We start from the raw sequence: 23,207 nt of genomic DNA, 5'->3' as shown, positions 1-23,207 counted from the left end.
TTTTGCAACAGAATCATTTGACCAAAAGAACCATGCTTTCTTTGATAATCCCGCTGATTTTGGCGGGAAATAGTGTGGCTATGGCAGAAGAAACACAAGGAAAGAACGATAAAATTATCGTAACGGCAGCACCCATATCGTCGGGGCATGAAGGTATCACGGAAGACACCGGCATGTATAACACCTCTTCTATGGTAACGTCGACAGGTTTGAATTTATCTGCGCGTGAAACACCACAAAGCGTCAGCGTCATGACCAAGCAACGCATGGTGGATGAAAACCTGAATAGCGTGAAAAGTGCTATCGACAGCATCACCGGTATGACTGTCCATCAAGCTGACAGCGATCGTTTCACTTTCTCTTCAAGAGGAATGACGGTCAAAAATATGTTGCGTGATGGTGTCCCGACTTTTTACGACATCCGTTTTAACTATGGCGATAACCTGCTGGATACGGCCATCATTGATCGTCTTGAGGTGGTGCGTGGTGCTGCGGGTTTAATGGTAGGGCCAGGTACGCCTTCTGCGGCAGTGAACGTGATCCGCAAACGTCCGACCCGTGATTTTCGGGGTGAAGCGACTTTGGGTGGTGGTTCTTGGGATAAGTGGCGAACCAGTCTTGATTTATCGGGTCCATTAAATGAAAACGGGACAATCAGGGGACGTTTTGTCACTGCCTATGAACGTTCCAATTCATTTATTGACCGTGACAAGCATGAAAAATATCCTTTTTACGGCATCCTGGAAGCCGATCTGACAGAGAATACCTTGTTATCCATCGGGACGGATTACCAAATCAACCATACTCGTGGTGGGATGTCTGGTGGTTTGCCGATTTATTTTAACGATGGCAGCAAAACGGATTACAAACGCAGTAATAGCTATGCACCTGATTGGACCTTCTCTAAGGTACGGTCGTTCTCTGCTTTTACCAGCTTGCAGCACAAATTTGATAATGGCTGGAGCGTGAAAGGTACCTTTACTTATGACAGCAACGTGCTTGATCAGAAAGTATTATGGGCAACGGGATATCCTGATCCGGTCACTAATGTGGGTATGTATCCGGGTAATATAACCTTGATTGATGGGTCTCGTCGCCAGCGTAATGTTGATTTACAACTCAATGGTAATTATGGGTTATTGGGGCGCACCCATCACGCCAGCTTTGGTTTGAATTACCAAAAGCAGAATTTCCAGAATGATTATTACTGGGCGCCATGTATGAAGAAGCCTTTTAGTTGCAATGAGCATCCGCTAGGTGACTTTACCCAACCTTCTTGGGATTATCCAGAACCCGCATGGAGCAAAACGAGAGATAATGGATCTCATGGTTATATCGAACAAACCGCCGGTTATGCCGTCACTCAGCTCTCTCTGGCAGATCCTGTAACATTGATCCTCGGTGGACGTCTCACCACTTGGAAAACCCGTGGTGATAATTTTGGTACACCGCAAAATGCAGACTATAAACATGAATTTGTGCCATACGGTGGATTGGTTTACAACATCACGCCAGATTTTTCTGTTTATGGTAGTTATACCAAAATTTTTGACCCAGAAAGTCGAATTAGTCGAAATAACCAACTGCTTAAACCGGTTTCAGGCGAAAATTATGAGTTGGGTCTGAAAGGTGTCGCCTTTGATAACGGCCTTGATTATTCATTGGCCGTTTTTGAGATCCGCCAAGATAACTACACGGCGGAAGATAATTCTAAAAAACCGTTAGCGCCTGGAATTCCTAAAAATGCCAGAGTCTATTATGCCATTAATGGCGTAAAAACCCGTGGTTTTGAAGCCGAAGTTAGCGGGCAACTTACCGATGATTGGCGTATTTATGCGGGTTACACCCAATTCCGTGCCACCATGCCAGGGGGTAAACGTACTAATACGGAGGACCCAAATCGCTTATTCAAATTATTCACGACTTATACCTTGCCGGGCATGATGAATGATTTAACGTTGGGTGGCGGTATTAACTGGCAGGATAAAACACGTCGGGAGCTGAGTGGTCCTAAAGGAAAACGTCAGGATGGGCAAAGCAGTTTTGCGACCGTTAACTTGATGGGACGTTATCAATTTACACCGGATCTCTCCCTGACGGTGAATCTGAATAACCTGTTTGACAAGAAATACTATACCTCGTATGGGAGTTACACCCAGTACTACTATGGTGCTCCACGTAATGTCGAAGCAACCTTGAGTTACAAGTTCTAATTAAATCACGGACGGCGACAATGTATTTTTATCTATTTGGGCAACAAGTTAGACAACAAGCAATGGCTTTGACGCGTTGCAGAATGCGGGTCGCCGTACCGTTGATATTACTGGTGAGTTTGCTGGCAGGTTGTGATAACGCGACAACGCCAAACAAATTACCGACAAATACCGTGGGTTATCCGAAAACCGTTACCACTGCGCTGGGCACGGCGGTGATTAACCAACCGCCGCAACGGATTGTGGCATTGGGAACGGGGTCAGAAGATATCCTATTGGATTTGGGCATTGTTCCTATTGGTATTGAGTCCCATCGCTGGGGTGGAGATTCTGACGGTTATTTGCCGTGGTTCAGAGAGGAAATTGAGCGTCGTGGTGCAACATTGCCCGCCATTATTGAAATGTATCCTGAATTGGATATTGAAAAGATCATCAATTTGCAGCCGGATCTCATTCTGGCAACACAATCGGGTATTACGCAGGAAAATTACGATCACTTATCCCATTTTGTCCCCGTCATTGCCTATCCAGAAAAACCGTGGCAAACAACACCCCGGCAGCAGATTGCGCTGGTAGCGCAAGCGTTGGATAAAACAGAACAAGGTAAGAAACTGATTGCTGAACTGGATAATATGCTGACTCAGGCGGGAAACACCATCCCGAATATTGCACGTTATCATTTTGCCTATATTAAAGCGGGAACGACCAGTAATATCTTATCGATCTACGTTAAAAATGATCCTCGTGTTGATACATTGGTGCACCTTGGTTTATCCCTGCTTTCATTGGCCGATTCTTTGACTGCCCCTTTTGGCAATTTTACCGCCAATATCGGTTTGGAGAACGCCGACTTACTGAATGGAGCAGATATTCTGGTCACTTGGTATAACAGTGAAAAAGAGCGTCAAGAGACGGAAGCCCAACCCCTATTTCGTTCCATTCGTGCGGTTAAGCAGGGGGGATATATTCCGTTGACCGATCAATCAATTGTTATGTCCATGTCCTATGGTTCCCCGCTGAGTTTACGCTGGGGATTGCCGAAATTTATGCCGCTGTTAAAACAGGAATTATTGAAGCAGGAGATAGCCAAACATGATGAACCCTAAACGGCGAACCGCCCTTATTTTGGGGTTAGTATTCATGGTCGTGTTGACCTGTTTTTGCATGGCTGCCAGCTTAAGTCTGGGTTCCAAATCATTGCCGCTGTCGGCCGTTTGGCACCATTACTGGTGGGGAGAGAGTGGCAGTTATTACGATTTAGTGATCAATACGCGTGAACCGCGCACCCTGATTGGGTTAATGGCGGGTGCAGCGTTGGCATTAGCGGGGGCAGTCACACAAGGATTATTGCGTAATCCACTGGGCGATCCTGGGTTGTTGGGCGTCAATGCGGGCGCTGCGGCAACAGTGGTATGTTTCTCTTTTATTCCGGTTCTAGATGGCATCCCTCGATTCTGGACAGCATTTATCGGTGCAGGCCTGTCCACGCTTTTATTTTACTTGCTCAGTGGGGGATCACGTCATACCAACCCCGTCCGATTGGTTTTAACTGGTGCCGCCATCAATACTTGCCTGTTTGCACTGGTACAAGGCGTCATCTTGCTGTCTCCACAGGTAATGGACAGCTATCGTTTTTGGTCGATGGGTTCATTAAGCGCCATGTCATTAAGTGAAGCCAGCTTGTTGATCCCGTATTTGTTATTGGCCGTGATATTGGCGCTTTCCTTGGGGGCTTCCCTGAATGTGATGGTTTTTGGCGAAGGGATCGCGGGTTCATTGGGGGCTAATGTTGCCAGAACCCGAATAGTGTCTTTGCTCAGTGCCACCATGCTAGCGGCGGCAGCGACGGCAATGGCGGGGCCAATTGCTTTTGTTGGTCTGGCGGCCCCTCATTTAATGCGGGCGCTGGTGGGTAATGATTTTCGCTGGTTGCTGCCTTATTGCCTACTGGCTGGCTCTTGTTTGTTGTTGATATCCGATATCGTTGCCCGATTACTGATAGCGCCGGAAGAAATCATGGTTGGCATTATTACGGCGAGTATTGGGGCGCCTCTCCTTTATCTGGTGGCGAAAAGTCGCTCCCAAAAGATGATGGCGGAGTAAATGATGACATTGATTCATTCGCCAAAAACGAAAACATTCAAGATGGGAAATGCTGTTTTTATCGCACCTGAGTGGCAGGTCAGCAGAATCGTTTTTTCCATGTTGTTGCTGATTGTGGGGCTTTTTTATCTCTCTTTAGCGATGGGCAGGGAAGGGATGGATAATCCTTTTTTACTGACCGAAACCCCTTATCAAGCGTTTATCTTAACAGAGATCCGCTTACCGAGAGCCTTAGTCGCAATCGGAGCCGGAATAACATTGGCACTTTCCGGCTCCCTGTTTCAGCTTACGACCCGTAATGCACTCGGTAGTCCAGATATTATCGGCGTGAACGGTGGAGCGGCAGTCGGTATTGTCATGGCAATGGTGGTTTGGCCTGATGTATTGCCTGTTCCAGTGGGGGCATTATCAGGCGCTATCATTGCCGTATTGTTAATCTATCTCGGCAGTGGTGCCGGCATTGGCAATATGCAGGCTAACAAGATTATTATTTCGGGAATTGCGATTGCTGCACTGTGCACGGCGGTTGTCGAGTTTGCCGCTTCGAATATTCGCCTTGAGCAAGCTCAACAACTGAAAGCATTATTGAGAGGCAGCCTTGCCAGTCAAAACTGGCAAAATGTGGCACTGATCAGCGGCATGGTGTTGTTTATTCCCGTTTTATTTTGGCTGGGCAGGCAATTGAACTATACCCATTTGGGCCATGATATCGCCAATACCCTTGGCGTACCCGTGCGACTTATCCAGATAGTCAGCATATTACTCGCAGTGACTTTTGCTACCATGTCGGTATTAGTTGTCGGGCCAGTGGCATTTATCGCTTTATCTGCTCCTCAAATTGCCCGACGACTGGTACGGAATAAAGGCTCTGCACTATTTTGCACGGCACTGGTAGGCGCTTTGTTGATGCTGGTTTCTGATTTAATGACCCTGTTATTACCAACGACAGCGCGTTTGCCCGTCGGTGTGATCACGGCGATGGTGGGTGGCGTTTATTTGATGTATTTACTGTATGCCGAATTAAGGAGAACGCGATAATGTCATCGGATGCTTATTCCCCAGAAGTGACTTCACGGTTAAAAGCCCATGATCTTTCACTGGCATATGGTAAAAAAACCATTATTGATGGCGTTAACCTCGCCATTCATGACGGTGAATTTAGTGTCATCATTGGCCCGAATGGATGTGGGAAATCAACACTACTGCGGGCGATCAGTCGCAGTATGCCGCCTCAACGTGGTGAAGTTTTGCTGGATGGAACTAATATCCACCGTTATAAACCTAAATCCGTTGCGCGAGAGTTATCATTGCTGACGCAAGGTACCGCCATCACTGAGGCACTGACTATTTATGATCTCGTTTCTCGCGGGCGCTATCCTTATCAATCTTTCCTGCGCCAGTGGTCGGCAGAAGATGAGAAAGTGGTTAATGATGCGCTGAAAGCGGTGGATTTATGGGATATGTCGCAAAGTTTAGTGAGTGAGCTGTCAGGAGGCCAGCGTCAGCGTGCCTGGTTTGCGATGACGTTGGCACAACAGACGCCGATTATTTTGTTAGATGAACCAACCACTTATTTGGATATTTCTCACCAGATTGAACTGCTTGACCTTTGTCAGCGTTTGCATCAACAAGGCAAAACGCTGGTATTGGTTTTACATGACATTAATCTGGCTCTGCGCTATGCCTCGCGCCTAATTATGATGAAAGAAGGTCAGGTTTATGCTGAAGGTGTTCCAGAGGAAATTGTCACAGTACAGAATATTGCCGCTGTATTTGGTTTGGCATGCCGGATTATTCGTGATCCTGAATCTAATAAGCCATTGATTATCCCTAAATATAAAATCAATGAATGATGGGATATAGACTCAGCGTACTTGAAGATTCAACTTGAAGTTTATTAGGTATAGGTTAAGGTTGATAATAGGTGATAGGAGAGTATGGAATGACAAACGAAAATAATCAGAACTCTATTAAGGTGGCATCTGAAATAACGATTGAAGATATCACTAACCTATTTGATGGTGCATTTGATCATTTTAATTCATCAATAAAAATAAACTCAGAAAATATTCCGTCAGAAAGTATGGGGTTTTATCAATGGTCGAATGATGAAAATTTCCCATTATTGATAAAAAGCTACCAAGATTCATATTATAGTCATAATGAGTTAAAGCCAAATCAGAAAGGACTTTATTCTTTATGGGCTCAGTGGTATTTTGGATTAATTGTTCCGCCAATGATGCTCATGTTATTGGAATACCCGCAGCCTGTTGATACAGATTATAGTCTCTTTCAAATTGAGTTTCATGAAACAGGCCGGCCAAATGTTGTTTATTACCAATTAACATGGTTGAATGAATCTGCTTCTTTATTGGAACGTTATCATTCTATGTTAGATCGGCACATTATACCTGTATGTGAGAAGATTGAATCTTATCGAGGAATAAATGGACGTTTATTGTGGAATAACATTGGCTATGTCATGCATTGGTACTTAAATAATTTTAAAGAAAGAATGGATAAAGAACAATATGATAGATTAATCCAGGATCTTTTCTTTGAACAAACTCTGCCTGATGGCAGGGACAACCCGCTTTATCGAACTGTGATTATGAAAAACAATGCAATACAACGCCGCTGTTGTTGCCAAAGAAATAAACTACCCGGAGTGGGAAATTGTCACGACTGTCCTCTTGAATCGACGGCGTAAATAGTAAAAACCATCTATATCTATTTATTACGAAAATAAAAAATCATCATGGATTGATGATATATCTTTGCCCTCATTAGCTAATGAGGGCACTTAATGTTTTAAAAATAATGTCGAGCAATTATCTAAGATATTTAATGTTCTTAGGTTCACAGCCAGAAAATTGACAACTTGAAATATAGAGAATATAAAAATTAAGGATATATAATGCCTGACAAAGTTCAAATTATTGCCGAACCGTTGGCTAAAAAGACACCTTTAATGGGAAGTGGTTATTTGGAAGATGGCCATTTTTATCAATATTTGTTTAATGGGGATAATGCCGAGCGTTATTTAGAAAATGCTTATGAGGCTATTGTTAAGATTAAAAGAATATTACGACAGACAAACAAACCATTTAGTGGAGTCCTTCCAAAGGAATTATCACCATTATTTTCCAGTGTAAATCTGGATAATCCATTGGATTCTTGGGATCTGGCTTTGGAAGAATTAGAACATCTTTATATTAAAGATGCGGTTTATTTTCATCATCCTAAATATGTCGCTCACCTGAATTGTCCACTTGTCTTACCCGCCGTGATTGCGGAAACAATAATTGGCGCTATCAATTCATCAGTAGATACATGGGATCAAAGTGCTGGTGGGACATTGATAGAACAAAAAATCCTTGATTGGACGCTGGAGAAATTAGGGTTGGGAAAAGAAGCCGATGGAATATTCACGAGTGGTGGAACCCAATCAAATCTAATGGCGATGTTATTGGCACGGGATTGGTTCTGTCATCAGCGTAATCCAGAGCATAAAAATCAATTGCATGGTTTGCCCGCTGATTTTCATAAATTGCGTATATTCACTTCATCTGTTAGCCATTTCAGCACACAGAAAGCAGCGGCGATACTGGGATTAGGATATCACTCTGTTATTTCGGTTCCGCATGATCATGAATTTTGTATGTCACCTCAGATGTTGGAGGCTTGTATCAAACAGTGTCTTGAGGAAGGAAATATTCCTTTTGCCATTGTGGCAACGGCAGGCACAACTGATTTCGGTAGTATTGATCCATTACCTGCGATTGCTGATCTGGCACAACAGTATGGTGTATGGTTGCATGTTGATGCGGCTTATGGAGGTGGGTTATTAGTTTCATCCCGCCATACGCATTTGCTTCAGGGGATAGAACGGGCAGACTCTGTCACAGTGGATTACCATAAATCTTTTTTCCAGCCAGTGAGTTGCAGTGCCTTTTTTATCAAAAATAAACAACATTTCTCCCATCTGACTTACCACGCAGAGTATTTGAATCCTCTGAGCGCAGTTCAGGAAGGCACCCCCAATCTGGTGAATAAAAGTATTCAGACGACCCGTCGTTTTGATGCCCTAAAAATGTGGCTGACTTTGCGAATTATGGGGGCTAAACAACTTGGTCAGGCATTTGACAAGGTACTGGATACGGCGCAGACCGCATATCGTTTGATGAAAGAATACGCTTGTTTTGAACTCGTTCATCAACCTGTGTTGAGTACATTGGTTTTTCGCTTTATGCCAATGCAACCACTTTCTGAAGATCATCTTGATCGCCTCAATGCTGATATCCGTAAGGCGTTGCTTAGAGAAGGAAATTGCATTATTGCCGGAACAAAAATCGAGGGGAGGCAATATCTGAAATTTACTTTTCTTAATCCAGCAACGACTCAGCAGCACTTGCAAGAAATTGTGGATGAGATAGTTGCTCAGGGAAATCTGTTACTGACAGATATTGTGTTCTCCAGTAGTGAATTCGTTGGAAAACAATGATTATTATTTTTCAAATTAAGTTGTTTTCCAAATAAATGGCATTGATGAGGAGTGGTTATGACAACCAAAATTTATGATTTTATTGCGATTGGAATTGGCCCATTTAATCTGGGATTAGCCTGTTTGGTACAGCCAATATCAGGGGTTAGCAGCCTGTTTATTGATCAGAAACCCGCTTTTGATTGGCACCCAGGTATGATGTTGGAAAATTCAACAATGCAAACGCCCTTTATGGCGGATTTGGTGACATTGGCATCTCCGACGCATCCATTGAGTTTCCTTAATTATATTAAGCAGAAAGGTCGTATTTACTCATTCTACATTCGGGAAAGTTTTTTCCTGATGCGCAAAGAGTATAACCAATATTGCCAGTGGGCAGCAGAGCAGTTGTCTAATCTGCGTTTTAATACCCGTGTTGAAAGTATCAGTCATGACGCTGCATCTTCGCATTATGTTTTGCACTGCGCAGATACAATAACGGGAGAAAAACATGAATTCTTTTGCAAAAAGTTAGTACTCGGAACAGGCCCTTCTTCTTATATTCCAAAATGTTGTAGACCTTTTACCCAATGGATAGCGACATCAGGAAGTTATTTGAAAAATAAATCCGCGTTACAGAAGAAAAAATCCATCACTGTGCTGGGAAGTGGGCAGAGTGCAGCGGAAATTTTTTATGATTTGCTTGGGGACATTGATGTTTACGGCTATCAGCTCAATTGGGTAACGCGTTCCCCGCGTTTCTTCCCTCTCGAATATACCAAGCTCACATTGGAAATGACATCACCTGAATATGTGGATTACTTCTATGGTTTGCCAGAAAACAAGCGTGATGCGCTGAATCGTACGCAAAAATCGCTGTACAAAGGTATTAACAGCTCACTCATCAATGAAATTTTCGATTTGATGTACACTAAGCGGCTGAATGGGAAATTGAATGCCGCGTTGTATACCAATAGTGAATTACGGCAAGTACGTCATATAGCAACAGGTTCAGATACAGCAGAAAAATTGGTGCTGGATTTATTCCAGCAAGAACAGGAAGCCGAATTTTCTTTGGCAACAGAGGGTCTCGTGCTTGCTACAGGTTATCAATATCAAACGCCTGATTTTATCGAGGATATACGGCATCTTATCCGTTGGGATGAGAAAGGGCGCTATGATGTTCAACGCAATTATAGCATTGACCGTAACAATGAAATTTTCGTACAGAATGTTGAACTTCATACCCACGGTTTTGTGACACCTGATTTGGGAATGGCGAGCTACCGAAACTCTCGTTTAATTCAAGAAATCACGGGAAATGAACATTATGTGATAGAGAAAAGCATTGCATTCCAACAATTTGGTGTTGTTAGTGAAGAGGTTATCTGATGTCTACTGTTGCTACTGTATTATTTGAAAAAACGTTTCCTGAGTTGGGGACATTTTCCTTGCGTCCGCTGTCTTTAGCAAATGATATTGCAGTGATTACTGATTGGGTTAATCGGGATTATGCCTATTATTGGGGAATGCAGGGTCAAACTAAACAGCAAGTCAATGATTTTTATCAAGAGCTGCTGACTCGTCAGCCTAATTCTGTCTTCATTGGAATATATCAAGGGCAACCTGCTTTTTTATTGGAATGCTACCGTGCACAAGAAGATCTGATAGGAAAATATTACCCAGCTCGTTCTGGTGATATGGGGATGCATATTCTGGTTGCCCCGTCAGAACGAAAAATCAGACAGTTTACGTGGGGAATTTTCCAGACAGTCATTGCTTTTATTTTCAGTAACCCTGCGACTAAACGAATTGTCGTTGAACCGGATATCCGAAATGAAAAAATTCATCGTCTTAATTTACGAGCGGGTTTTGTTTACGAAAGAACCGTACAGTTGCCACACAAAATGGCAGGGTTGGCATTTTGCACGAGGGAACAGCATCAAATGGCATTAAATACAGATGAGTTATCGGAACTGACAAATCAAAACCATTCTTTTGTGAATCATTTAAATCCGGCGATTTGGCAGAAAGTTAATCGTCTGCATTTACGCAAAGCTATTTCGGAATTTACCCATGAATGTTTATTGTCTCCAGAGCAAGTGACAGAAGAAACCGATAAAGAAGGTTATCACTGTTATCGTTTAGATAACCATGAACACACCGTTAACTATTACTTTCGAGCACGCAGACTCGCTTTGGATCACTGGTTTATTGATGCTGATTCATTGCGAAAAATGCAAGCAGGTGATTGGGTTGAACCGGATCTCATTGCTTTTGTCATAGAATTCAAAACGCAACTGGGTATCAGTGATAGTGTGATGCCGACTTATTTGGAAGAATTGACCAGTACCCTGCATAGCAGCGCATTTAAGCATCGTCGTGATGGCATCAGTGTTGAAGATCTGGTTAATGCGGACTTTCAGACGATTGAAGCTGAAATGATGGAAGGACATCCCATTTTTGTTGCCAATAATGGGCGCATTGGCTTTGATGCAGAAGATTTCCAGAATTTTAGCCCTGAATCTGCTTCAGAAATGCATTTGATATGGCTGGCTGCTCATAAAAGTAAAGCTCATTTTGCTTGCATTGAACAACTCAGTTACCAACAACTGCTAGAGCAGGAATTGAGGCAATCTGAGATTGATAAATTTAACCATCAACTTATTTTGTTGGGGCTGAACCCGGAAGAATATCTATTGATGCCTTTCCATCCGTGGCAATGGCAAAATAAATTACCCTCGGTGTTTGCTCATGATCTTGCCAGTCGGAAATTGGTGTACTTAGGCAAGGGAACTGATGTTTATCAGGCGCAGCAGTCAATACGAACTCTGTTTAATCGTAGTCATTCTCAACGTTACTATGTCAAAGTGGCTCTCTCTATCCTTAATATGGGATTTATGCGGGGGTTATCACCTTATTACATGGCGACAACACCTGGTATCAACGATTGGCTATTTGATTTGGTACAAAAAGACCAAGTTTTACAAGGATATGGCTTTCGAATTTTGCGAGAAGTTGCCAGTATAGGGTTCAGAAATAGTTATTATGAGCAAGCTATTCAGGGGGATACGCCTTATAAGAAAATGATGGCGGCATTGTGGAGAGAAAATCCATTGCAATTGATTGAGCCGAACCAAAATGTGATGACGATGGCTGCATTATTGCATTACGATCAACATGGACAGGCTTTTTTACCCGCCTTGATATCGGCATCTGGTTTGCAAGTTGACGAATGGATTCGTCGTTATCTAAATTGCTATTTCTTACCCTTATTGCATTGTTTATATGCTTATGACCTGATGTTTATGCCGCACGGCGAAAATATTATTATGGTGTTGGAAAACCACATTCCACAATATATTTTTATGAAAGATTTGGCAGAAGAGATCCTGGTTATGGACCCTGACGCAGAATTGCCAGAAAAAGCCAGCCGCGTGAAAGTTAATATGCCGGAAGAAATGAAAACACTGACGATTTTGTCCGATGTATTCGATGGTGTATTTCGTTATCTAGCGGCAATCCTTGATGAACAGGCAGGGTATGCGCAAGAACAATTTTGGCAGAGGGTGGCGGATTGTATTTTGAGTTACCAATCTCAGCATCCAGAATTTAGCCAACAGTTTGAGCGTTATGATCTGTTTACTCCAGAAATTAAACGTTGTTGTTTGAATCGCCTGCAAATTGCTAACAATCGTCAGATGCTCGATTTGTCTGATCCGGCTCAGAGTTTTAAGTTTGCGGATAATTTAGTGAATCCAATAGCTCAATTTGTTAAGAACCTAAATAGCGTTTCAAAATGATAGGAGTAAATCTTGTCCCGCGCGGCGCGCGGGACAAGATTGCAAATTCGCACTATTATGAAAATTTATTTAGAAAGATTATGTGATTGAGCAATTGTTTTTCTTCTAATATGTTTAAACCCACATGTTTCATAACGGGAGCAAATACTTCCGTTAAAGTCAGTTTACTGAATAGATTCAAGGTAATCAGTTTAATGTGCTCCCCCGTGATCTTTACCGCCAGGAGAAAAAGGCGGTTTTGCCAGCCAGATCAATAACGTCAAGGCCAAGAATATACCCGCTGAAAGCCAGAAGATCTCATTGGCAGAGATAATTAATCCTTGATGTGTGATCTGTTTTGCCAGATAAGCTGATATTTGTTCATCATTCATGCCCAATTGAGCCAGTTGCTGATGTGCTTGCTGATAATTAGGGTTATATGGATTGATGTATTCTGTCAGATGCGAGTGGTGCATCGATTCACGCTGTGTCCACAATGTGGTTGTGAGGGATGTTCCAATTGAACCCGACAATATACGGGTAAAATTTGACAGGCTGGAAGCGGAAGCCATGCGTTCCGGCGTTAACCCTGATAATGTAATGGTTGTCAAAGGCATAAAGAAACATGCCATGGCAAGTCCCTGAATAAACTGAGGCCATGCAACGGCCGCAAAATCCATGCCCGGCTCAAAGGCATAAGCCCGCCAATAGAAGCAAATAGCATAAGTGATGAAACTGAATGTCACGATATAGCGCATGTCTATCTTATGGCCAAACTTGCCAATAACGGGTGACAGTAACAGGGGCAGAAACCCTACAGGTGCGGCCGCAAAGCCGGCCCAAGTTGCGGTATAACCGAAAACTTCTTGCAATAGTTGTGGCAATAAAACAATCGTACCAAAGTACATCATGAAGCCGAGACTAATACTCAGTGTACCAATGGAAAAATTGCGTTGCTTAAACAGGGATAGATCGATAATCGGATGATCATCAGTCAGTTCCCATATAATCAGGAAAATAAGTGCGATAACCGCAGTAATAGCAAGGACAATAATCTCGGTGGAATTAAACCAATCAAGTTCCTTGCCCTGGTCAAGCATAATTTGCAGGCTGCCTACGCCAATTACCAGCAAAAATAATCCGGTAATATCGATGGGGCGGATTTCGGTTTTGGTTTCGCGGTCACGCAATAGCTGCATGACGACAAAGATAATGGCAATACCAATCGGGATATTGATGAAAAAGATCCATCCCCAATGGTAGTTATCACTGATATAGCCGCCCAGAATAGGCCCGCAAATGGGGGCAACAACAATTGTTACTGACCACAGCGACAATGCCATGTTCCGTTTCGCCAATGGATAGTTATTCAGCAACAAACTTTGGCAAAGAGGGAGGACGGGACCTGCGGCCAACCCTTGCATCACACGAAAAAAAATCAACATGCTGAGGCTGTTGGAAAGACCACACAACCAAGATGCCAGAGTAAAAATTGCGGTAGACCAGAGGAACAGTTTCACTTCGCCAATGCGCTTCGCCAGCCAACCAGTAATGGGAATGGAAATGGCATTTGCGACACCGAAAGAGGTAATTACCCAGGTTCCTTGTGAGCTTGACGCACCTAAATTACCCGCAATCGTCGGTATGGCGACGTTGGCAATGGTAGAGTCAAGAACCAGCATGAAAGTCGCCATGGAAAGTGAAAGGGTCAGAAAGGCGAGTTTCGCGCCTGTAAACGGTTCTCTTGTTACCATGACTCCCCCTTAAATTTGATTCCCTGAATTACGATTAATAATGTCAGTAATTATTTTGTTTACTGGCGCCATATCGATTGTTAAGGCATTAGTATGATAGGCGGGGAGGGAACGTTCACTGGCTGCCACGACAATTGCATGACTGTTTGCGGTATCCACGGTAACTTTGGTTGATAGCCCAATTCGCAGGGGATGCTGTTTTAATTGTTCTGGCTCAAGTTCAATACGAACTGGCAAACGTTGCACAACCTTAATCCAGTTTCCGCTGGCATTTTGCGCGGGTAATAGGGAAAAGGCGCTGCCGGTTCCCATATCAATTCCTGCCACTTTGCCAGTATAGACGACATCATCACCATAAAAATCACTGATAATTTTAGCGGGTTGCCCAATCTGCATGTTTGCCAGCTGGGTTTCTTTGAAATTAGCTTCAATCCACATCTTGTTGGCAGGCACAATCGCCATTAATGGGGTACCTGAATTGATACGGGAACCTACCTGAACGCTGCGGCGAGCGACATAACCATCAACTGGGCTGACAATATGGGTTCTCTGCAAGGCAAGCCAGGCATCACGAACACCAGAAGCGGCTTTTTCGATAGCTGGCTGTTTTTCTAATGGTGTATCCAGAATAATGGCTTGGTTGCTTTGGTATTGGGCGGTCGCGACATCCAGTTCAGCTTGGGCAGCAGAAACAGCTTCGCGCATATGTTGCAGTTCTTCTTTACCAATCAAGTCCTGAGTTCCCAATATTTCCCTTCGCTTAAGATCATGTTGAGCCTTTCTCAGGGCAATTTTTTTCAATTCAATGATGGCTTGATATCTTTTACTGTCTATCATGTGTTGATGAGTGATTCGGACAGTATTGGCTAATTCATTTTCAGTTCTTTTCAAAGCGAGGCCGGCGTCACGAGGATCGAGCTGGACGAGGGACTGACCACTTTTCACAAAATCAGTATTGTCAAAATTGACAGTCACGACGCTGCCTGCCATTTGTGACATGACTTGTATCTGATTACCGGTGACATAGGCATTATCAGTTTCCTGATGGTAACGTAAAGTGAGAAACCAGTAAACGGTATAACCTGCCCCAAGCAGAAGGAAGAATAACGTTAATGATGCAATGATACGGCGGCGTTTTTGTTTTTTAGCCTCTTTTTCTACCCCTGAAGGTGATGGCTTTTCGCTTGAGGATAGCGTTTTTTCGCTGGATGGAAGTGATGCTTTCTCACTCATACTCATGGAGATTCTCCGTATTTGTTCTTAACTTATTCTTCATTGTGTGGTTTCAACAGGACATAACATGCTTCCAGTAGTGTGCGCTTACACTACTGGAAGGGGCGAACGATATGGATTTAATTATTATCTGAAGATAATAGCCAGCCACATGAAGTATCTGATGATACAGGCTAGCAGGAAAGTTTTTTTAGATTATATTGCGATAACACATTTTCTTGATGCAAAATTGTTCAAAGAAAGAGCGATTACTTGCTTAAACAATCCCCAATATTATCTAATTGCCCCAGGATTTTTCTCATCAACTTTTCTAACTGTTTTTTCTCTTCAAGATCAAGAATAGACCAAAGTTTAATCAGGCAATCGTGCTGAGGTGGTAGTAAACTATTCAAGAAATTTGAACCTTTATCTGTGAGATGAAGATGGAGACAACGACGATCGTTATGGCTCTCTTTTCTCTCTATCCAACCTTGCTTTTCTAATTCATCTGCAATCCGGGTTGCATTGGTACGGGAAGAGCCTAATGCAGCACTCAGTTCTGATGGCTGAATGCTACGACTTTCTTTGGTATCCAGAATCATCAGAGCCATAAACAAGGTTTCATTGATTCCTTGTGCTTTCAGCATGTTGTTGCGATTCTCCAGCAGTTTACTCTGGACATGCATGGATAAGCGAGTCAGTAAGATCTCTTGGTAGGGTAAACTTTTTTGCTGTGCTACGCGGCAATTAAGTAACTCTTCTGTGGGAGTGAATGAACTTTCCATTGTTTAGATACCTTATTAGTTTCAACCGGTAAAGTAACTTATGTTAAAAACCATACGAATACTATATTAAAAGTTAAATTTAGCAATTATAGTTATTTATTATCATCACATTTCTTTTAATATTGATACCTAATTCATAAATACCTTGAATATTACCCCAAAAATGACGGCACCAGACAGTGTTGAAATGATGATGCTTCGTGTTTTGTAGAAAAACAGGCAGATAGTTAGGCAGCCAATGAGTGTCGGAAAAAGTTTGTTGTGCTCTTTCATGACGTCAGGAATGCTTGAAACGATGAGAAGCGAGCAAATTGATGCAATACCAATGCTGTCGAGGATGATCCCTATTTTCCCCTTATTTCCTGTCGGTGAGTGGTTGTTTCCCAAACGCAAGGGAAGATAGCGGAATAAAAAGTTGGCGGCACCGACAACCAAGCCGATAAAAAGTATCTTATTATCAATCATAAATGGACTAATCATGTGAAGTATTGATATTTAATTGTGCGTTTTTCGTTTGCAGAAGAGCGGCTAGACATCCCCCCACGATCCCCGCAAGAATGGCGATGGGTATTGAAAAAAAGGTGATACCCATGAGAGCGCCCAATAAGGAAGCGACGACACAGTAAGTATTTTGTTTTTTGAAAGAGGCTAATAAAAAACTTAAAAATAGCGCCGGAAGCATAAATGTCATAGCGGCCTCAACGGCTGGGTAAGAGCTCAGATAGCCATTACCCAATATGGCGCCTGCTACAGTTCCCAACACCCATGAAAGCCAGGAGCATATTGCGATGGCGACCATCCAGTTTTCACTCCAACTTCGTTGGTCTTTAATCAGTTTGGTGGTTGCTGCGGCAAAAACCTCATCAGTCAAACCAAAAGCCCAAATCACGGTTTTCTTGTTCGACAGTTTCTGTTTGATGCGATAGCGCAAGGCAGGGCCATACAAAATATGGCGAATATCCATTGCCATTACCGTCAGGGCAGAAATCCACAATGACATGCCTGCACTCAGTAAGGCCGTGATAACAAACTGGCTGGCTCCGGCATAAATGACACATGAAAAGAATATGGCTTCTATGGGCGTAAACCCCAGTTTAGTGGCGCTTAAGCCAAATGCAAAAGCAATGGGAATATAGCCAATCGCGATAGGGAGACTATCAAAAATACCTTCTCTAAATGAAGAAACGGTGTTTGGTAGGGGGGTTCCGGATTCTGATACTTCAGATACTGGTATATCAGGTGCAGATTTATCAGGCATTGGCATGGAATATTTTGTTTTTTTGTTAACAGATAAAACAACCTTAACAAAATATGGTGAAAGTGAAAATATGAAATAGATAAATTATTTAAATAACATCATTGAGAACAAAGAGATTAGCTGTGAAAAAAGAGTAGGGGGAAATAGCCGTGAATTTTTGTTAACGTTTACACGGCTATCTGTACAGCGTGAAAGAAAAGTGAATTTATACTTTAATCCGCGGCGGCTTTTCTGGCTGCTTTTAGCCAACTATCCACCGTTTTCTGATGCGATTCGATCCAGCCCTCAGCCTGGCGTTCAATATCAGCTTCTGACGTTTTAGCGCTATGCATATTCCGATTTTGCGTATTGATATCCGCAATCGGTAAGGTCATCACCGCAAAAAGTTTCGCCGCAGCCGGGTTCTTTTCTGCCCATAGTTTGTTTGCCACGATATGCATGGTACTGGGCGGAAAGCCATAGTTACGGCCGTTGGGCAACTGCGTATCGATGGTTTTTCCCTCACCGAGGGCAGAGAAAGGTACTTGGAGCCAGATAACATCTTTTCCGGGTTTCAGTACATCACTCACCCAGTAAGGTGTCCAAGTATAATAGAGGATCGGCTTACCTTCCCGATAACGGGCAATCGTATCAGCCATCATGGCAGCGTAATTGCCCTGATTATGTTTCACGGTGTTTTTCAATCCATACGCATCCAATTGACGGTTGATCGCTTTTTCACATCCCCACCCTGGATTACAGCCGGTTAAATCTGCTTTTCCATCGCCATTACTATCGAACAGTTTGGCCAGTTTAGGATCTGTTAATTGGGCAATATTGGTGATGTGGTATTTTTCGGCTGTTTTCTTATCAATCAGATAACCTTGTGCTGCATTGACAACATAATTTCCCTTGCGATAGAAGACGTTATCCCCTCCCGCAGCGTTGTATGGGGCATCATGGAGTGGTACCCAATTGACAGCCATAAATGTGGCATCACCAGAAGCAATGGAAGTATACGCGACGTTATAATCAACCTCCTTGATCGGTTTGACATCATAACCGAGTTTTTCTAAAGCCTTGCAGACAATCAAAGTCTGAAATGTTTCTTCGCTGATGGTACTTTGTAGCGGTTGCACACTGATACCTTTGCCCGGAAGTTCAGTTGCAGATACCGCAGGTGATAAGGAAAGATTGATGAACGCGATTAAGAGTGCGCCAAAAATTATCCTCTTAATCATCGTCTTTTGGCATAAGGTGATTATGCGCATGATGGTTTCCTCCTTTTGTTGTCAGGTCGGATCTCATTTTTTAGGGAGTATTTTGACTGGCATGATTTTAAAAAAAAGCAGGCTAAGTAACCCGATTGGTCCGGAGTGATACCAGTGTCCTCCTCGGGTACGATGGTTTTTCCCCAAAGATTGGGTCAGGCGATCAAGGATAATGGCAAGAATGACGATCCCTGTACCACCAACGGCGGCCAATCCTATATCAAGACGGCCAATACCGCGCAATACCATCTGCCCCAAGCCGCCAACCGCAATCATGGAAGCAATGACGACCATAGAAAGGGCTAACATCAATGTTTGATTCACACCCGCCATAATTGTGGGCATCGCCAGCGGAAGTTGAACTTTGAACAACATCTGCCGTGGGCTTGCACCAAATGATCTGGCGGCTTCAATTAAATCTGATGGAACTTGTTTTATGCCCAAAATTGTCAGGCGAATAATGGGTGGTAAAGCGAAAATTATTGTGACCATGACGCCGGGGACATTACCTATGCCAAACAGCATGACGATGGGAACCAGATAAACAAAAGCAGGCGTAGTTTGCATGGCATCCAGTAAGGGGCGAACAATGTTGGCTAGCCGTTCATTGCGCGCTAAACCGATCCCCAGGGGCAGCCCAAGGATAATGCAGAACAGCAGGGCAGTCAGCACCAGAGCCATTGTGATCATGGCTTCTGACCATGCGCCAATTACGCCGATCATGATCAGTGAAATTAAGGAAATCACGCCGATTCTTGCACTGGCAAGTTGCCAGGCCAGTAATGCAAAAAACAAAATGGTGATGGGCGGCGGCAAGGTTGTCAGGAATTGTTCAAAACCACTGAGGACAAAATCTACCGGAACGCGGATGACTTGAAAAACAGGCCGGAAATGTACGACAACCCAATCAACAATATGGGTCACCCATGAATCAAACGGAATGAGCTTATGCTGAAAAGGTGACATGAGACTAAAATGTTCGGGCGGGATATCGGTTGCAGATGGATTTAGCCAATCAGAGTTTGATGGGGGAGAAATCGTGGTACTGTCCATCCAGGGATCACTGCCAGCTGTGGGATCAGTGACTGTCTGTGGTGAGTTATTGCTCATTGGGTGCCTCCTTATCTAAGGCCTGTAGTAATATTCCTTTGGAAATGACACCTAAATAACGACTATTATCACTGACGACAGGAACGGCGCAGGGAGATTGTGCGACGGTGGATATCAATTCATTCAGCGGAATATCAGCCGCAACGGCGGTTGGTTTTTCCAATATGGCATGTTTAATGGATTTTTCTTCTGCCAATGCTTGTTGCAGGGAGTTGACAGAGACCACGCCAACAAACTTCTGGCCTTTTTCGATCAAATAGCCATAGTTTCTGTCTTCATTATCCAGCACTTTTAACGCAGAACGAGGATCAAAACCTGTTGCGACATGAAGCAGAGTCTCCGGCTGACGGCGGGCAATATCTTTCGCTGAGAAAACATGGCTGATATCCACACCACGGAAAAAAGTTTTGACATAATCATTAGCGGGCTTATTCATGATTTCATCGGGTGTGCCGATCTGAACGACAACACCGCCCTGCATGATGGCAATGCGATCGCCGATACGCATGGCTTCATCCAAATCGTGGGAAATAAAAACCACCGTGCGTTGATGTTCCCCTTGCAGGCGCAATAATTCATCCTGCATTTCGGTACGGATAAGCGGATCAAGGGCTGAGAAGGCTTCATCCATTAACAGAATATCGGGATTGTTGGCTAAGGCTCTGGCTAACCCAATACGTTGCTGCATACCACCGGAAAGTTCATCGGGATAGGATAGGGCGTAGCTTTCCAAGTTGACTTGTTTCAGCGTTTCAAGTGCTGTTTGATGGCGCTCTTCTTTGGGAATGCCCGCAAGCTCCATGCCAAATGCGGTATTCTCCAGAATATTCAAATGCGGCATCAGCGCAAAAGACTGGAAAACCATGCTGATCTTACTACGGCGAACATGCCGTAACTGAGTTTCTGTGATGGTAGAAATATCTTCTCCGTCGATAAGTACATGGCCTTTGGTGGGTTCAATCAGACGATTGAGAAGACGTACTAGTGTGGATTTACCTGAACCCGATAATCCCATGATCACAAATATTTCGCCTTCTTCAATGGCCAGATTGACATCTTGAACACCGACGGTGAGACCTGTTTTTTCAAATATTTGCTCTTTGCTGAGGCTAGACGCTAATAGCTGAAATGCCGGCTCAGGGTTATCACCAAATATTTTATAGAGATTTTTAACTTCAAGTTTAATTGTCATGAAATAAATATTTTCCTGTTGTTGATGATAGGTTGTTGATATATTTCGGTCAATTACTCCAGCGCTATTTTACCAATATATACCCTAGCATATTGAAATATGTTGACAACCCCTTATTTAAAAGTCATTAATAAAAAAGTGATGTTTTCTCGTGACGTAATATTGGAATTAGAAAGTGATTTTTTTGATATTAATTTATCAAATTAAACTTTGAATATGAGGTTTTTTAGGATTATTTTTTCTATCTTTTTGTTATCAAGGGTTTTTTTGTAGTGTGAAGTGGATTTATAATATTGTTCAGTAGCGTTTAATTTATATTTTTAGCTTATTTTGAAGTTTTTCAGAAAATTAAAATAGATGATCATGAATTGTTTTAATTATCAGGTTATCAGTATATCTGATATTAAGCAATACGTTAATAGAACAGAGTTTAATATCTAAGGGCTAGTGAAATAACGGATGAACTGTCTGCAAGCTAAAAATTATTTCTTGCTGCGTCAAACGGTATACTTTATGGATAGAGAACTGAAAAATAGGTGAAAGCTTTAGAAATTATCTATAATTACATAGTTAAATGGTTATGTAGAGTCACACATTGTGAATTGAAATCCATTATATCGGATGGGTTTCACACAGTTTGTGCGTTAACGCTTTTAATGATTGGGTATAACGGGCTTGTTCGTACCATTGTGTTCATCGCCGGCAGTGTAGTGTATCTCTTTTAGGGGAATTATCCCCTGATCGTTGTTTTTGTTTGCCATAAATGATAACGCTTTTGGTAAAATTTCTGGGTATAATATTAATTAGTAATAATAAAATCTAACATATGTGTATTGTATTGAGGTAATTTATTTGTGAAATTTACACTATATATGGTGGTAAGTTTAATTATTTTGTCTATATATGGTGTTTAAGTCTTTTTTAAACAGGTGACATTAAAAATAAAGTGTCATAACTTATTGGCAGAGCCATAATTTTAATTGTCAGAGGGCGCGATGGTTTCTTTATCAAATTGTCAGATGTGTAACCGAATTCATCATTGCAAATTGATGAATGAGAGCTTTAGGCTAGTACAGAAATTTTTAATAATAAATTAAATGGAGGTAGTTTATGTATCATCATTACCTGAATACTCCAGAAGGATTTCCCAAGCCTTATGTACATATCACTGCGGACGATGAAGGAGTAACCAGTATCTATTTCGTCAACGAAAAGAAAGCATCAGAATCAAAAAGCACGATTACCAAGCAGTGCGCGAAAGAATTACAGGAATATTTCAAAGGGAAGCGGCTCACATTTACCGTTCCTTTAAGTATGCAGGGAACTGAATTCCAAAAGCGCGTTTGGCAGCAGCTTTGTCACATTCCTTATGGCGAAATGTGGAGTTATAAACAATTGGCACTCACGTTGGGATCGGTAAATTATTGTCGTGCAGTCGGTATGGCGAATTCACGCAATCCTATTTCATTAATTGTGCCTTGTCATCGAGTGATTGGGCATGACGGTAAATTGGTTGGCTATACCGGTGGGCTGGATATCAAAGGGTGGCTACTCGATCATGAAAAAAACAGAAAGGAGAAAAGTAAACAGAATTAAAATAAAACGCTAATTTATTTGTGAAATCACCATTGGCGTATAAAATCAATCAGTGTAATTAAACAAAAAGTGTGTTTTTTTACATTCGGTTATATATTTCGTGATCTATGTTGCAGACAGTGGACGATATTATTTGTTGTACTGTACGCGACACTGAGTTCGTGTCTTTTTTATAAAGGTAAGTTTTGATGTCTAAAATTAAAGGTAACGTTAAGTGGTTTAATGAATCCAAAGGATTCGGTTTTATCACTCCAGAAGATGGTAGCAAAGATGTTTTCGTACACTTTTCCGCCATTCAGTCTAACGGATTCAAGACTCTGGCTGAAGGCCAAAAAGTAGAGTTTGAAATCACTGAGGGTGCGAAAGGTCCATCTGCTGCGAACGTTGTCGCAATCTAATTTCAAATCCCGCATTTTGAAAACCCGTTTTGATAACGGGTTTTTTTATTCTTATTAACTTCTAGCGTCTT

General features: G+C 42.5%; 19 protein-coding genes. 11 read left to right on the top strand and 8 right to left on the bottom strand.

The window, feature by feature from the left end:
* Window positions 1–32 precede the first annotated feature (32 nt).
* The 9 genes from PSI15_RS01220 (at window position 33) to PSI15_RS01180 (ending at window position 12,602) form a co-directional block, all read left to right on the top strand.
* A complete protein-coding gene (locus tag PSI15_RS01220; protein WP_443256059.1) occupies window positions 33–2,213 on the top strand; it encodes a TonB-dependent siderophore receptor in 2,181 nt (726 codons plus the stop codon).
* 20 nt (window positions 2,214–2,233) lie between these two features.
* Entirely contained in the window at window positions 2,234–3,319 is a 1,086-nt protein-coding gene (locus PSI15_RS01215; protein ID WP_273581944.1) for an iron-siderophore ABC transporter substrate-binding protein, read from the top strand.
* A complete protein-coding gene (locus tag PSI15_RS01210; protein WP_273581943.1) occupies window positions 3,306–4,316 on the top strand; it encodes a FecCD family ABC transporter permease in 1,011 nt (336 codons plus the stop codon). Before PSI15_RS01215 ends, PSI15_RS01210 begins: the two co-directional genes overlap by 14 nt.
* Window positions 4,317–5,354, top strand: a complete 1,038-nt coding sequence (locus PSI15_RS01205) for a FecCD family ABC transporter permease (RefSeq protein ID WP_273581942.1) — start codon at window positions 4,317–4,319, stop codon at window positions 5,352–5,354.
* Window positions 5,354–6,169, top strand: a complete 816-nt coding sequence (locus tag PSI15_RS01200; protein ID WP_273581941.1) for an ABC transporter ATP-binding protein — start codon at window positions 5,354–5,356, stop codon at window positions 6,167–6,169. Before PSI15_RS01205 ends, PSI15_RS01200 begins: the two co-directional genes overlap by 1 nt.
* 89 nt (window positions 6,170–6,258) lie before the next feature.
* Window positions 6,259–7,026 (top strand): siderophore-iron reductase FhuF, encoded by a 768-nt coding sequence (gene fhuF / locus PSI15_RS01195; RefSeq protein ID WP_273581940.1) that lies wholly within the window; start codon window positions 6,259–6,261, stop codon window positions 7,024–7,026.
* A 261-nt stretch (window positions 7,027–7,287) separates the two neighbouring features.
* Window positions 7,288–8,820: a pyridoxal phosphate-dependent decarboxylase family protein gene (locus tag PSI15_RS01190; protein ID WP_443256058.1), complete on the top strand. Its 1,533-nt coding sequence runs from the start codon at window positions 7,288–7,290 to the stop codon at window positions 8,818–8,820.
* A 57-nt stretch (window positions 8,821–8,877) separates the two neighbouring features.
* Complete coding sequence (locus PSI15_RS01185) at window positions 8,878–10,191, top strand: lysine N(6)-hydroxylase/L-ornithine N(5)-oxygenase family protein (protein ID WP_273581938.1); 1,314 nt, start codon at window positions 8,878–8,880, stop codon at window positions 10,189–10,191.
* Window positions 10,191–12,602 (top strand): GNAT family N-acetyltransferase, encoded by a 2,412-nt coding sequence (locus PSI15_RS01180; RefSeq protein WP_273581937.1) that lies wholly within the window; start codon window positions 10,191–10,193, stop codon window positions 12,600–12,602. The genes PSI15_RS01185 and PSI15_RS01180 overlap by 1 nt, the downstream gene beginning before the upstream one ends.
* A gap of 191 nt (window positions 12,603–12,793) precedes the next feature.
* Here PSI15_RS01180 and emrB read toward each other — a convergent pair whose 3' ends face one another.
* The 8 genes from emrB to proV form a co-directional block, all read right to left on the bottom strand.
* Entirely contained in the window at window positions 12,794–14,335 is a 1,542-nt protein-coding gene (emrB, locus tag PSI15_RS01175; RefSeq protein ID WP_273581936.1) for a multidrug efflux MFS transporter permease subunit EmrB, read from the bottom strand.
* Window positions 14,336–14,344: 9 nt separating this feature from the next.
* Window positions 14,345–15,574, bottom strand: a complete 1,230-nt coding sequence (gene emrA / locus PSI15_RS01170) for a multidrug efflux MFS transporter periplasmic adaptor subunit EmrA (protein WP_273581935.1) — start codon at window positions 15,572–15,574, stop codon at window positions 14,345–14,347.
* Window positions 15,575–15,816: 242 nt separating this feature from the next.
* Window positions 15,817–16,332 carry a transcriptional repressor MprA gene (mprA, locus tag PSI15_RS01165; protein ID WP_273581934.1) on the bottom strand — a complete coding sequence of 172 codons (516 nt, stop codon included), beginning with the start codon at window positions 16,330–16,332 and terminating at the stop codon, window positions 15,817–15,819.
* A 129-nt stretch (window positions 16,333–16,461) separates the two neighbouring features.
* Window positions 16,462–16,797 carry an L-valine transporter subunit YgaH gene (gene ygaH / locus PSI15_RS01160; RefSeq protein WP_273581933.1) on the bottom strand — a complete coding sequence of 112 codons (336 nt, stop codon included), beginning with the start codon at window positions 16,795–16,797 and terminating at the stop codon, window positions 16,462–16,464.
* Window positions 16,798–16,804: 7 nt separating this feature from the next.
* Window positions 16,805–17,596, bottom strand: coding sequence for an AzlC family ABC transporter permease (locus PSI15_RS01155; RefSeq protein WP_273581932.1), 792 nt, complete (start codon window positions 17,594–17,596; stop codon window positions 16,805–16,807).
* A gap of 206 nt (window positions 17,597–17,802) precedes the next feature.
* Entirely contained in the window at window positions 17,803–18,840 is a 1,038-nt protein-coding gene (proX, locus tag PSI15_RS01150) for a glycine betaine/L-proline ABC transporter substrate-binding protein ProX (RefSeq protein ID WP_443256053.1), read from the bottom strand.
* Window positions 18,841–18,873: 33 nt separating this feature from the next.
* Window positions 18,874–19,950 carry a glycine betaine/L-proline ABC transporter permease ProW gene (gene proW, locus PSI15_RS01145; RefSeq protein WP_273581931.1) on the bottom strand — a complete coding sequence of 359 codons (1,077 nt, stop codon included), beginning with the start codon at window positions 19,948–19,950 and terminating at the stop codon, window positions 18,874–18,876.
* The gene (proV, locus tag PSI15_RS01140) at window positions 19,940–21,142 is read right to left on the bottom strand and encodes a glycine betaine/L-proline ABC transporter ATP-binding protein ProV (RefSeq protein ID WP_273581930.1); all 1,203 of its coding nucleotides are present in this window, start codon (window positions 21,140–21,142) and stop codon (window positions 19,940–19,942) included. The genes proW and proV overlap by 11 nt, the downstream gene beginning before the upstream one ends.
* 1,110 nt (window positions 21,143–22,252) lie before the next feature.
* Here proV and PSI15_RS01135 point away from each other — a divergent pair.
* Both PSI15_RS01135 and cspE read left to right on the top strand, forming a co-directional pair.
* Entirely contained in the window at window positions 22,253–22,738 is a 486-nt protein-coding gene (locus PSI15_RS01135) for a methylated-DNA--[protein]-cysteine S-methyltransferase (protein WP_045969512.1), read from the top strand.
* Window positions 22,739–22,926: 188 nt separating this feature from the next.
* The gene (cspE, locus tag PSI15_RS01130) at window positions 22,927–23,136 is read left to right on the top strand and encodes a transcription antiterminator/RNA stability regulator CspE (RefSeq protein WP_045969514.1); all 210 of its coding nucleotides are present in this window, start codon (window positions 22,927–22,929) and stop codon (window positions 23,134–23,136) included.
* The last annotated feature ends 71 nt before the right edge of the window (window positions 23,137–23,207 follow it).

This window comes from Xenorhabdus sp. PR6a (assembly GCF_028599065.1).
Lineage (GTDB): Bacteria > Pseudomonadota > Gammaproteobacteria > Enterobacterales > Enterobacteriaceae > Xenorhabdus > Xenorhabdus doucetiae.
This window is presented reverse-complemented; position numbering and strand designations above follow the sequence as displayed.